11 protein-coding genes are annotated in these 13,198 nt (G+C 65.3%); all 11 read left to right on the plus strand.

What is annotated here, in order from left to right:
- The first annotated feature begins 92 nt into the window (after positions 1-92).
- Complete coding sequence (locus QK290_RS12625; RefSeq protein WP_282330978.1) at positions 93-1,661, plus strand: ABC transporter substrate-binding protein; 1,569 nt, start codon at positions 93-95, stop codon at positions 1,659-1,661.
- A complete protein-coding gene (locus QK290_RS12630) occupies positions 1,658-2,632 on the plus strand; it encodes an ABC transporter permease (RefSeq protein WP_348994660.1) in 975 nt (324 codons plus the stop codon). The genes QK290_RS12625 and QK290_RS12630 overlap by 4 nt, the downstream gene beginning before the upstream one ends.
- A complete protein-coding gene (locus QK290_RS12635; RefSeq protein ID WP_282330979.1) occupies positions 2,629-3,528 on the plus strand; it encodes an ABC transporter permease in 900 nt (299 codons plus the stop codon). Before QK290_RS12630 ends, QK290_RS12635 begins: the two co-directional genes overlap by 4 nt.
- Positions 3,525-5,309, plus strand: a complete 1,785-nt coding sequence (locus QK290_RS12640) for an ABC transporter ATP-binding protein (protein ID WP_282330980.1) — start codon at positions 3,525-3,527, stop codon at positions 5,307-5,309. Before QK290_RS12635 ends, QK290_RS12640 begins: the two co-directional genes overlap by 4 nt.
- Positions 5,306-6,124 (plus strand): SDR family oxidoreductase, encoded by an 819-nt coding sequence (locus tag QK290_RS12645; protein ID WP_282330981.1) that lies wholly within the window; start codon positions 5,306-5,308, stop codon positions 6,122-6,124. The genes QK290_RS12640 and QK290_RS12645 overlap by 4 nt, the downstream gene beginning before the upstream one ends.
- Positions 6,121-8,202: an acetate--CoA ligase gene (locus tag QK290_RS12650; RefSeq protein ID WP_282330982.1), complete on the plus strand. Its 2,082-nt coding sequence runs from the start codon at positions 6,121-6,123 to the stop codon at positions 8,200-8,202. Before QK290_RS12645 ends, QK290_RS12650 begins: the two co-directional genes overlap by 4 nt.
- Positions 8,203-8,265: 63 nt before the next feature.
- A complete protein-coding gene (locus QK290_RS12655; protein WP_219729685.1) occupies positions 8,266-9,426 on the plus strand; it encodes an acyl-CoA dehydrogenase family protein in 1,161 nt (386 codons plus the stop codon).
- Between the two features lie 32 nt (positions 9,427-9,458).
- Positions 9,459-10,214, plus strand: a complete 756-nt coding sequence (locus tag QK290_RS12660) for an enoyl-CoA hydratase/isomerase family protein (protein WP_282330983.1) — start codon at positions 9,459-9,461, stop codon at positions 10,212-10,214.
- Entirely contained in the window at positions 10,211-11,074 is an 864-nt protein-coding gene (locus tag QK290_RS12665; protein ID WP_282330984.1) for a 3-hydroxybutyryl-CoA dehydrogenase, read from the plus strand. Before QK290_RS12660 ends, QK290_RS12665 begins: the two co-directional genes overlap by 4 nt.
- Positions 11,075-11,087: 13 nt before the next feature.
- A complete protein-coding gene (locus QK290_RS12670) occupies positions 11,088-12,110 on the plus strand; it encodes an alpha/beta hydrolase (protein ID WP_282330985.1) in 1,023 nt (340 codons plus the stop codon).
- Between the two features lie 170 nt (positions 12,111-12,280).
- Positions 12,281-13,021: a hypothetical protein gene (locus tag QK290_RS12675; protein ID WP_282330986.1), complete on the plus strand. Its 741-nt coding sequence runs from the start codon at positions 12,281-12,283 to the stop codon at positions 13,019-13,021.
- Positions 13,022-13,198: the final 177 nt, after the last annotated feature.

Consider the following 13,198-nt stretch of genomic DNA (forward strand, 5'->3'; position numbering starts at 1 on the left):
TGATCCGAGACACGAAGCTTGGGTCAATGACCGACGCGTCAGTCAACGCGTCAAGGTCCCCATTCTTCCTTCATCGCCGCAGGAGGCACACCATGACCGCCCACCGACGTCACAAGAGTTCCCACCTCATCACCGCTTTGGCCTTGGGCTCGCTCATGGCTCTGTCCGCATGTTCTTCCGGAGCGTCAGCGGTCCAGGCCGGGGCAGACTCCGTGTCTGACCCCAAACCCGGCGGTAATCTGCGCGTGGGCATTGTGGGTGGATCGGCCAAAGATAGCCTGGATGCCCACGCCCCGGTGACCCATCCGGACCAGGCGCGTGTCATCCAGCTCTATGACACGCTCGCCAGCTACGACAACGAGCACAAGATCCAGATGGCGCTCGCCGACTCCATCACGCCGTCCGCGGATGCCACCACCTGGACCGTCCATCTTCGGGACGGGCTGAAGTTCAGCGACGGCAGGCCGCTGACGGCAGAGGACGTCATCTTTACATTTCGCCGCATCACGGATCCTGCCTCCCCGCAGAGCGGAGCTTCGGCACTGTCCACGCTCAACCGAGATGCTTTGAAGGCCACCGATTCCCAGACCGTCGTCTTTAGCTTTAACGCTCCCAACTCGACCTTCCCGGACACAGCCGCCCAATACTCGCTCGGTATTGTGCCGGCCGATTACGATCCTAAGAAACCGATCGGCGCGGGGCCGTTCATGATGGAAACTTTCACGGCGGGCCAGCAGAGCGTATTTGTGAAAAACCCGCATTACTGGCAGGCCGGGCAGCCGCTCGTGGACAAGGTCACCATCATCGACTTCCCGGACGACACCGCCCGCGTCAACGCTCTCCTGGGCGGCCAGGTCGACGCGATCGACCAGCTTCCCCTCGGCCAGGTCAACGTCGTCAAGGCCAATCCGGCCATGAAGGTCCTGGAATCGGCCACCGGGTCCTGGCTGCCGTTCACCATGCGCGTGGACCAGGAACCGTTCAACGATCCCAAGGTCCGTCAGGCCTTCCGCCTGATCGTTGACCGCCAGCAGATGGTGGATCAGGTCCTTGGTGGCCACGGCACCGTTGGCAACGACATGTACTCACCGCTGGACCCGTGCTATCCGTCGGACACCCCGCAGCGGACCCAGGACATCGAGAAGGCCAAGCAGCTTTTGGCGGAGGCCGGTAAGAGCAGCCTCACCGTTGACCTGGTCACGTCGCCAGTGGCCGCGGGACTCGTGGAGGCTGCACAGGTCTTCGCTCAGCAAGCCAAGGCCGCCGGCGTCACCGTCAATGTCAAGAAGGTTGATCCGGGAGAGTTCTACGGCGACCAGTACCTGCAGTGGACCTTCGCCCAGGACTTCTGGTTCACCCGCGACTACCTCTCGCAGGCATCGAACTCGGGATTCGCCAAGTCGCCGTACAACGAAACCCACTGGGCGGACCAGGAATGGACAGAGCTCGTCACCCGGGCACAAGCCACCACCGACTCCGAGACGCGCTGCGGACTCATCAAGAAAGCACAGCAGATCGAATTTGAGCGCGGCGGCAACATCATTTGGGGTTTCCCGAACAGCGTGGACGCTTACAGTGCCGCGGTCCAGGGCCTGACCCCGGACAAGAGTGGCATCCCGCTGACATCATTCGGGTTCCGCAACGCCTGGCTCAATAAGTGACGGCCGCACAGGGAGGGGGCATGCGCCGGCTGCTGTTCAGGCGCACCCTGTTCGGGCTCTTTACCCTCTGGGTTGTGTCGCTGGTGGTCTTCCTCGCAACGCAGGCGCTGCCGGGTGACGCTGCCCAGGCCATCCTGGGTCGCGAAGCAACTCCGGAGCGGCTGGCCGCCCTCCGCGAGCAGCTCAACCTTGGGGGTTCGCTCCCGGAACAGTACTTCGGCTGGCTCGGCCAGCTCCTTAGTTTCAATCTCGGAACCTCCCTGGCCGGGGGGACTCCGGTGGTCTCGGCCGTGGGACCCATGCTCCTGAACTCGAGCATATTGATGCTGTGCGCGGCCGTCATAGCGATCCCGCTCGCCATCGGCATCGGCACGTGGACCGCGCTGCGGAAAGACTCCGCCGTGGACCACGTAACCGGCATCATCACCCTGGTGCTAGCCTCGCTGCCGGAATTCGTGGTGGGTGTGCTGCTGGTCCTGCTTCTGGCCACAGGGGTGTTCCACCTCTTCCCGGCTGTGTTTGTCCTGGTTCCCGGAGAACAGGTATGGAGCAACCCGGCCCAGCTGGTGCTGCCCGTGCTGACCCTGGTGCTGGCCGTGTCCCCGTACATCATCCGCATCATGCGGGCCACCATGCTCGAGGTGCTGGAGAGCCAGTACGTACAGCAGGCCCGGCTCAAGGGTCTGCCGGAGCGCACCGTGGTCCTGCGCCACGCCTTGCCGAACGCCATCGGCCCGGTAGCCCAGGTGATCGCCCTGCAGCTCGCCTGGCTGATCGGCGGCGTGGTGATTGTGGAGTTCCTCTTCCGGTTCCCGGGAGTCGGCTTCCAGCTCATTGACGCCGTCACCAACAGGGACCTGCCCGTGGTGCAGGCACTGGTGATCGTCATCGCCATCTTCTACGTAGCGGTGAACCTTCTTGCAGACGTGGTCACCCTCGCCGCCAACCCTAAAGTAAGGACGGCATCATGAGCATCGGCATGAGCACCCGGCCAGCCGGAAACTCCGCCCGGGCAGGCCGCACCCCCCGGAAGCAGGGGCTCCTCCGGCGGGCACTTCAGTCCAAACGCACCGTTGTGGGCCTGGTGCTGACCCTGGCCGTCCTGACCGTGGCATTCCTCGGCCCCTACCTGGCACCACATTCCGCCACGGAATTTGTGGCGGCACCCTTTTCGCCAGCTGGTATCGGTGGGCCGTTCGGCACCGACAACCTCGGACGGGACGTACTTTCCCGCTTCCTTGCCGGCGGGCAGACCCTGATGATCCTCGCGATCATCGCCACCGCCCTCGGCGTGGGCCTGGGCGCCCTGGTGGGAGTGCTGGCCGCGTACCGGCGGGGTTGGCTGGATGAATTGCTGATGCGTGCCGGCGATGTGGCACTGGCATTTCCCCAAATTGTGCTGGCTCTCCTGTTCCTGTCCATCATCGGTCCGGAGCTGTGGCTGCTGGTACTGATGGTGGGTTTCGGCCACCTTCCCCGGGTTGCCCGGGTTGTCCGGGGAGCCGCGTTGTCGGTGGTGGAGCGGGACTTCGTCAAGGCCGCCGAATCTGTCGGAATTCCCCGTTGGCGCATCATGATCGGCGAAATAGTCCCCAATATCAGCAGCACACTGGCGGTGGAATTCGGTCTGCGCCTGACGTACTCGATCGGGCTGGTTGCAGGTCTGAGCTTCCTGGGACTCGGAATGCAGCCGCCCGCCGCGGACTGGGGCCTGATGATCAATGAAAACCGGATTGCTTTGACAATTTCCCCGTGGTCCGTTGCATTACCCGTGATCGCGATCGCCCTCCTGACAGTCGGCACCAACCTGGTGACCGATGGCCTCGCCAAGGCATCCATTGGCAGCGACAAAGGAGTCACGGTATGAGCACCGCCGCGCCCACCCTGGAAGTGGAGGATCTGAAAATCATCGGCATCCCGTCGATGGCCGCCATCGTCGAGGAACTCTCCCTTGAAGTCCGTCCCGGCGAGATATTGGGGGTGGTGGGAGAATCGGGATCCGGTAAGACCACACTTGGGCTGGCCCTGCTGAATTACTGCAAGGAAGGCACCCGGCTCGGCGGTGGCAAGGTGAGCGTCGCCGGCCAGCAGTTGGCCGGATTGAACTGGCGGCAGGTGCGTCAGCTCCGTGGGCGCACCGTTGCCTACATCCCGCAGTCGCCGGCGTCGGCGCTGAACCCCGCCCTTCGCATCAGCACCCAGCTGAAGGAATGCCTTTCAGGCCCCGCGGCCCAGGTGCTGGAACGGGTCCGGCAGGTGCTGCGGGAGGTGGCATTGCCCGACGACGATGCCTTCCTGGCGCGATACCCGCACCAGCTTTCCGGCGGCCAGCAACAGCGGGTGGCCATCGCCATGGCATTCACCGCGCGGCCGGCCCTGATTGTGATGGACGAACCCACGACCGGTCTGGACGTCAGTACCCAGGCCCATGTGCTGGCCACAGTACGCTCCATGTGCAGGACCTATGATTGCGCCGCGGTCTACATCAGCCACGACATGGCCGTTGTGGCCGAGCTTGCTGACCGGATTGCCGTGATGTACTCAGGCCGTATCGTGGAAATGGGCGGCACAGCTGAGGTATTGTCCAATTCACGGCACCCATACACCCGGCGCCTGCTGCTGGCGGTACCGGATCTTCTGGCCAAGCGCCCCATGATCGGTATTCCCGGCCACGCCCCATCACCGCTGGCCCGGCCGCAAGGCTGCGCCTTCGCGCCACGCTGCCCGCTCGCGGACGCCGGCTGCGGCACGGTTGCCCCCGCTGCTACCGAGGTTGGTCCCCGGCACACTGTGCGGTGCTTCAAATCCGAGCAGCCCCTACCTCCTCTGCAGCTCCGGAACCCATCCATTTCGTCGGCCCCGGCCGCCGGACGGAAACCGGTGATAAAGATCGAGGGGCTGACCGCCGGCTACGGCAGCAAAACTGTCCTGGAAGGCATAAACCTGCAGGCGTATGCCGGAGAATGCCTGGCGCTGCTGGGAGAATCCGGATCCGGGAAGACCACCTTGAGCCGGTGCATCGCAGGGTTGCATCATAACTACACCGGCGACATCTCACTGGACAACAGCACCCTGGCACCGAGCAGCTTCAAGCGCACCAAGGATCAGCGACGCCGCGTCCAATACATCTTCCAGAACCCCTACGAGTCACTGAACCCGCGGCGAACGGTGGAGGAACTGATCCTCCAGCCCGTCACCGCCGTACGCGGCAAGGTCAGCAATGCCCGCGAGATCGTGGCCACGGCTCTGGAACGTGCATCGCTGCGGCCGGACCACGCCAGACGCTATCCGGACCAGCTTAGCGGCGGGGAACGCCAGCGCGTGGCGATCGCCCGCTCCCTGGCCACCGAACCCGAGGTCCTCATCTGCGACGAAATAACCTCGGCCCTGGACGTGTCGGTGCAGTCCACGCTGGTGGATCTGCTGCGCGGGCTGCAGGCCGAAATGGGGCTCACTCTGGTCTTTATCACCCACAACATTGCCCTGGTGCGCAACATCGCGCAGCAGGTGGCCGTCCTTGAGCGCGGCCGGATCGTCGAATTCGGAGAGGTGGAACGCGTGTTCGCAGACCCCCAGCATCACTACACACAATCACTGCTCACCGCGACGCCCAACTTCCAGCTTCCCGACCGTCTGAGCACCCCGTGAACGGGGCACCGGTACCCGGACCCAGCTTCCACCCAGAAGCACTGGCAGGACAGGTTGTCCTGATCACCGGCGGCGGCACCGGCATCGGCCGGGCCACGGCCCTCGCCATGGCCGGGTGCGGCGCGAAACTCGTGCTCGCCGGCAGGCGGGAGGTCCTCCTCAAGGAAACCGCCGAGCTGGTCCGCCGGTCCGGCAGCGAGGCCATCGCCGTCGCAGGTGATATCCGCGAGCCGGAGCACGCCACTGAACTTGTGGACGCCGCGCTCGCCGCCTTCGGCCGGATCGATGTCCTGGTCAATAACGCAGGAGGCCAGTTCCAGTCCCCGGCGGAGGACATCTCGCTCAACGGCTGGCGCGCCGTGCACCGGCTCTCGGTGGACTCTGTCTGGAACCTCACCCGCGAAGTGGCCACGCGGACCATGATTCCCAACCGCTCGGGCCTGCTGGTCTTTATGGCTTTCTCGCCACGGCGCGGTATCCCGGGCATGGTCCATGCGACGGCCGCACGTGCCGCCGTCGAGAATCTCGCCTCCGGGCTGGCGCTGGAGTGGAGCCGGTTTGGCATCCGCTCGGTGGCCGTCGCCCCGGGCAGCATCCTGAGCGAAGGCCTGGAGCAGTACTCCGCCGAGGCACGTTCCGAATGGGAACAGGGAGTTCCGCTTGGACGTCTCGGCCGTCCGGAAGACGTGGCAGACGTTATTACATTCCTGGCCACCGACGCTGCGCGCTACATCACCGGAACCACCATCACCATCGACGGCGGGGCGGACGCCTGGGGCTCAGGCCGTCCCGTCCCCGCAAAGGAGCTCTCATGACCTCAACCACGGACCTGCCGGTCCTCCCCGCCGCCGAGGCCTGCGACCTTGCCGCGCTGTTCGCCCCCAACGCCGTGGCCATCATCGGTGCCAGCGATGACACCCGCAAATACGGAAACTGGATCGCCGTCCAGGCGCTCAAAGGCGGCATCCCGGTCCATTTGGTGAACCGGACCAGGTCCACAGTGCTGGGCCGAACCGCCGTCCCCAGTGTCACTTCGATCGGCAGCCCCGTCGAACTGGCGGTCATCGCCGTTCCGGCAGCCGGATTCGAGGATGCCGTGGACGACGCCCTGGCCGGAGGCGCCAAGGCCATCGTGGGAATCAGCGCGGGCCTGGGCGAGGCCGGGGGAGATGGCCTGCTGCTGCAGGAGCGCATCACGGCCAAAATCCGTGCCGCAGGCGCCCGGCTCCTGGGTCCTAACTGTCTGGGAGTGCTGGATCACAGCAGCTCGCTGATGCTCGCCTCCAACGAGTTCCCGGTCGGCAACATCGGCGTCATCTCCCAGAGCGGAAACCTGGCCCTGGAACTGGCCACCCTCCTGGTGGACCATGGGCTGGGCGTTTCCCGTTTCGCGTCGCTGGGCAATCAGGCGGACCTCGACGCCGCAGATCTGATCGACGCCTTCGTGAAGCATGAGGGCACCGCGGCCATCGCCGTGTACTGCGAGGATTTCCGCGACGGCCGCCGTTTCGCCCGAGCAGCCCAGCGCGCCGCCGAGGCCGGCAAACCGGTTGTCCTGCTGACCGTCGGAGCCACGGATGCCTCGGTCCGCAACGCGAAGTCCCACACGGGCGCCATGGTGTCCTCCGGGATTGTCGTTGAGGCTGCGTGCCGAGCCTCCGGGATCGAACAGGTCTCCTCGCCTGCCCAGATGGCGCATCTGCTCCAGGCCCTCGTCCGCAGCCGGGTACCCTCCGGCGCCCGCACCGCCGTGTTCGCCGACGGCGGCGGGCAGGCATCCGTAGCCAGCGACAACGCAGCCGAACAGGGCCTCGACGTGGTCGAGTTCGGCGCCGCCCTGCAGTCGGCTATCGCAGCGGAACTGCCGCCGACCGCGGCGGTCAGTAATCCGGTGGACGTCGCCGGCGGCGGTGAGCAGGACATCATGTGCTTCCAACGGGTCCTGGGTCACCTAATGGCAAGCGACGACGTCGATGCCACCCTCATGAGCGGCTACTTCGGCGGATACGGAAGCTACGGGCCCGAACTCGCGGCACGTGAAATAGAGACCGCCCGACGGATGGCCGCGGAGACGGCCGCGGGCGGCGGCACGGTACTCGTACAGACGATGAACTGGCAGTCAGCGGCGGCCTCCGCCCTCCGCGATGGGGGCATCCCCGTCTACCGCGGCATTGAGGAGGCCGCATGGGTGCTCGGACGGCTCGCACGCCGCCGCACCGAACCGGCCACCGGCATTCCTGCCCTGCCACCTCCGGCGAAGCCCGTTGAAGATACGGGCTACTACGCCTCACGCCAGCTCCTGGCCGACGCCGGCATCCCCTTCGTAGGGGCAGCCGAGGTGTCCGGCGAGGCCCAGCTCCTGGCCGCGGCGGCCACACTGCGCTACCCGCTCGTCCTCAAGGCCCTTGGGGACGAACACAAATCCGACCGCGGCGGTGTCATCCTCAACATTGCCGACGAGGCAGCCCTGCTCGCGGCCTGGCGGGACGTCGACGCGAGGCTCGCGCCGCCGTCGTGCTCCATCGAAGAGATGGCGGACCTCGCCGCGGCGGTGGAACTGCTGGTGGGGGTCCGGCGCGATCCGCGCTTCGGGCCGCTGGTGCTGGTGGGCCTGGGCGGGGTCTTTGCCGAAATCCTCCGTGACGTGCGCTGCGCCCTCGGCCCGGTGACCGCCGCTCAGGCCAAGGACATGCTGCTGTCGTTGCGCGGCGCGGCGCTCCTGACAGGAGCCCGGGGACGGACGCCGGTGGATATCGACGCGGCGGCGGACATCGTCGCCCGGCTTTCGGCGGTAGCCGCCGCCCACCCGGAGATCGCTGAAATCGAATGCAACCCGGTGGCCGCCATGCCCGCCGGTGCCATCGCGCTGGATGCCCGGATCGTACTCGACTGAACCGTTCCGCCAAGAACCAAGCAGCACCAACATACTCAAGAAAGAGGACCCGTGGACTTTCGCATGACTTCCCGCCAGATCGAAATCAAGCAGCGTGCAATCGCCTGGACAAACGAGATGTACCAGTACGAGCTCGACTGTGAAATGAATAACGGGCTCACGGCTGATCAGCACGCCAAGGTCAGGCAGCTGGTCATCAACCACGGGCTCGCCGCCATCAACATGCCGGCCGAGTGGGGCGGCGCAGGGCTCAGCGTGCTGGAGCACGCGATCGTCTCAGAAGAAGTGGGAAAACTGACCGGAGCACTGTGGGACACGCTGTGGCGTCCGGCCAACGCGCTGAAGGCCTGCACCCCGGCCCAGCGCGAGGAATACCTGCTCCCCGAGATCCGCGGTGAGCGCCGCGACGCCGTGGCCATCACCGAGCCGGAGGCCGGCTCGGACCCGCAGAACATCCAGACCACCGCGGTCAAGGATGGCGAGCACTACATCATCAATGGTGAAAAGCTCTTCGTAACCGTGGGGGATGCAGCGGACTTCATCCTGGTGCTCGCCAGCGTGGAGGGTGCCCCCACCATGTTCCTGGTGGACAAGGACCTACCGGGTGTCTCCGTCACCCGCACTCCGCGCTACACGCACACCTTCGTCTACGAGCACCCCGAGTTCCTTTTTGAGGACGTGCGCGTGGGGGCAGACAAGATCCTGGGCGAGATCGGCCAGGGCTACGAACTGACGCGAGACTGGTTCGTGGAGGAACGCCTCATGATTGCCGCCCGCACCATCGGCGCCGCTGAACGGGCTACCTTGCTCGCAGCCGAGTTCGCGAAATCCCGTGTGCAGTTCGGCAAGCCCATCCTGGAATTCCAGCTCATCCAGAACATGCTCGCCAAGAACACCGTGGACATCATGACCAACCGTGTCCTGACGTATCAGGTGGCGTGGGAAGCGGACCAGGGAATGGACCGCAAGCTCCTCAACGCCAAGGCCGCCGTCATCAAGCTGGGCGCCTCCGAGGCTTCCAACCGCTGCGTTGACAACGCACTGCAGATCTTCGGGGGCCGCGGCTACATGCGGGAAAACCCGGTGGAACGCCTGTGGCGCGAGCTCCGCGTGGACCGCATCTGGGAAGGCACCTCGGAAATCCAGACGGTCATCATCGGCAACGAAATCAACAAACGAGGCGCCGAGGGGCTGCTGGGCTACGCCGGCGCGGTGGCCCGGTGACGTCACAGGCACAAACTGCACCGCACTCAGCCGTGACCGGCCCTGCAGCCCAGGATTCCGGGCCTGAACCCCTCGTCAAAGTCCGGCGCCAGGGCAAAGTGGCGGTGGTGCAGCTCAACCGTCCCGGCAAACTCAATGCCCTGTCCACCGCGCTGGAGCAGGCTTTGCTGGACGCCCTGCAGTCGCCGGAAGTGGCGGGTGCTTCGGCGATCGTCTTCGCGGGATCGGACCGGGCCTTTTCGGCCGGTGCTGATACGTCCGAGCTGCCGGAGATGACCCCGCAGAGGATAGCGGCCTACTACCGTGGCACCGGATCGCTGTATGAGGTCGTCTCCCGGTTGCCGCAGCCCACCGTAGCCGCGGTGTCGGGCTACTGCCTTGGCGCCGGCTTCGAGCTGGCGCTGGCCTGCGACATCCGGATCGCGGACCAGACCGCCAGCTTCGGCCTGCCTGAGGTGGGGCTCGGGATCCTGCCCAGCTCCGGCGGGCTGACCCGGCTGGTCCGTGCGGCCGGCCCGGCCATTGCCCGGGAGATCATCCTGTTCGGCGAGCGGTTCCCGGCGGCCGAGGCTCACCGCCTGGGCCTGGTCCGTGAGGTGGCGCCGGCGGGTGATGCGCTGACCGTCGCCCTTGCACGGGCTGAGTTCCTGGCGGGTCAGCCGGCCATGGCAGTGGCCTGGACCAAAGCAGCCATCGACGCCGCCGCGGAGTCTTCTGCCTCGGCGTCGATGCTCATCGAACAGCTCGCCTACGCCGCGCTCAACCGCCCCGCAGGGAATCCCGAATGAGCGTGGGCGAATTTGAGCGGGTAGGGGTGCTCGGGTGCGGCCTCATGGGTTCAGGCATCGCGGAGGTCTGCGCCCGGGCCGGTTCCGGCGTTGTGGTTGTTGAAGCCAACGACGCCGCCGTGGCCGCCGGGCGCAAGCGCCTCACAGCGTCCATGGACAAGGCGGTGGCCTCCGGTCGTCTGGACGCCGCGGACAGGGACGAGGCGCTGGCCCGGATCAGTTTTGGCACCGACATCGAGGCGTTCGCGGACCGCCTCCTGGTCATCGAGGCCGTCCCGGAAATCATGGACCTCAAACTCGACGCGTTCCGGCGCATCGACGCCGTCATCCAGGATCCCGAGACGATCCTGGCCTCCAACACCTCCTCCATGCCCATCGGCCGCATCGCCGCGGCAACCCGGCGGCCGGAAAACGTCCTGGGAGTGCACTTTTTCAACCCGGCACCCGTCCAGTCCCTGGTGGAACTGGTCACCGGCCTGCAAACAAGCAGCAGGACCCTGGCGCGGGCCAGCGCTTTCGCGGCAGGTCTCGGCAAGGAAGTCATTGTGGCCAAGGACCGGGCAGGGTTCGTGGTCAATGCCCTCCTGATCCCCTATCTGCTGTCCGCCATCCGCATGGTGGAGGCAGGCCACGCCAGCGCTGCCGACATTGATACCGGCATGGTGGCCGGCTGCGCACATCCAATGGGTCCCCTGAAACTGACGGACCTGGTGGGGCTGGACACGACGCTGCACGTGGCCGCTGCACTGTACGAGGAATTCAAGGAACCGCACTACGCCCCGCCGCCGCTGCTCCTGCGCATGGTGGAGGCAGGCATGCTGGGCCGCAAGAGCGGGCGCGGTTTCTATGACTACGGGTGAGGGAGCAACATCCGTGAAGGCCGTGAGGGACGCCAGTGAAGCGTTCCAGGTCCGGAACACCGGCTTCGATCCGATGGGCCCTGTGGTGTGCTCCAAAGTTGTGGGGTCCGGCCGCACGGTGAACTACATCGACGACGGCGGCGCCGGGGCTGTCCCGCTGCTTTTCCTCGGCGGCGCAGGAACAACCGTCAGGGCCTTCAGGCTCCTGGAGTTCGCCCGGTCCTTCCGGCACGAATTGGGGATCCGAGTGGTGTCTGTAGAGCGCAATGGGCTGGGGCAGAGCGTGTTCGATCCCGCCGTCGGATTGGATGAGTACGCCGCGGACGTGTGGTCCCTGCTGGACACCCTGGGCATCGGGCAAGTCTCCGTCCTCGCGATTTCCGGTGGCGGACCCTACGCCGCCGCGATCATCGCGGCGCGCCCGGCGCAGGTCCGGTCCCTGCATCTGGCCTGCGCCTTCGCTGAGAGGCCCGAGCGCACGGACGCGCTGATGGAGGCGGACACTGTTGCTGCGGACCCGGTGGCCTGGTGGAGGTTCCCGGCCGACAGTTCTGTCCACTCCATTCCCGGTTTCGTTGACTCGGTGATCGAGGAAGCCACACGGGGACTCTTCGCGAAGGGGCGCGACGTTCCGCCCGACGGGCTGAGCCAGGCCTTTCGCCTGTACGAATCCGAGCCGCTTCGGGACCTGACCTCGGTCCAGGCCCCGGCGTTCCTGTATTGGGGGAGTGCAGACGAGCTGGTCCCGCTGGAACAGATGGGGCGCTGGACAGCTGCCCTTGCCGGGACCGCAATGGTGGAACGGGTCTACCTGGACGAGGGCCACGATGTGCAGTACCGCCACTGGGACCAGATCCTGGCCGATGTGAAGTTCCTCGGTGGGCGCATCGTGGCCAGCCGCGGCGGGCGGACCCAGCTGATCGTGCCCGAGGAGGAAGCAGAATTCCTCGCAGCGGGTGGCATTCTTGGCATCGCCGCCTGGCAAAGGCCCACGGACGCGCCGCCTGAGCCCTTCCGGGGTCCGACGCTTCGCTGACCCAGATCGTACCTTCACTGGCGCTCCGGTCCGGTGCCTCTCCATAACAAGTGTTTGTAAAGGGTTTCAGGTTCGGGACGGACTGCATTACCTTTCTCCTATGGCCATGGGCAGGCAACGGTGCTCTGACCCCTTACAGGAATTTCTGCTCAGAAGGAGTGGGATAGGTCATGAATCAACGAACCAAAATATTCCTTGCCCTGATCGTCGTGTTGCTGATAGCTGGCGGGGCGGCATTTCTGGTCTCCGAGAACACCAAAAGGAGTAGGGCCGGGGAGTACAGTCCGCTGATCAACCCTGCCGACTTCAGCACCAAAATCACCAATAACTACTTCTCCCTCCCCGCCGGCAAAAAAATGACTTACGAGACCACCACCGCGCAGGGAAACGTCACCGAAAGGATTGAAGTCGAAATCCTGCAGGAAACCAAAACCATAGAGGGCGTTGAGGCGGTCATCTATCTGGACAGGGAATACAAAAACGGGCAGTTGGTCGAGGAAACCCGGGATTACCTGGCACAACATAAAAACGGTGACGTGTGGTACTTCGGCGAGGACGTGAACAACTACTGGAATGGGATGCTGATGGACCACTCCGGCAGCTTTATCCACGGAAAAGACGGGGCAAAAGCCGGTATCTGGATGAAGGCCGAACAACGGGTTGGCGACTCCTATCGGCAGGAATTTTACATTGGCAATGCAGAAGATATCCGGGACACCGTCGCTACCGGCGAGACCGTCACCACGAAAACCCGCGTCTACTCCGACTGCGTCAAGGTTTACGACTGGACGCCGCTTGAAAAGAATGCGCGGGAGCATAAGTATTACTGCCCCGAGGTCGGTGCACTGGTCCTTACCGAGGACCTGCAGTCAGGACAACGGTCAGAACTCGTGAAGGTTGTCCAGCCGTAGCCAAAGAGGTCGCGTCGGGCCACCCCGGGACTTCGCGATTGAAGCCTGCCGTGGCGGCCTTGACCTGCTCACTGGTGATGGCAGCGGCCACGGTCACGGGCACCGATTCGCCGTCGTCCGCACCTCCCACCCACGCGTTGGTCACGAACGACCCTTCGACAGGCCCGACCACCGGGC

This window comes from Pseudarthrobacter sp. AL07, from assembly GCF_029960665.1.
Lineage (GTDB): Bacteria > Actinomycetota > Actinomycetes > Actinomycetales > Micrococcaceae > Arthrobacter.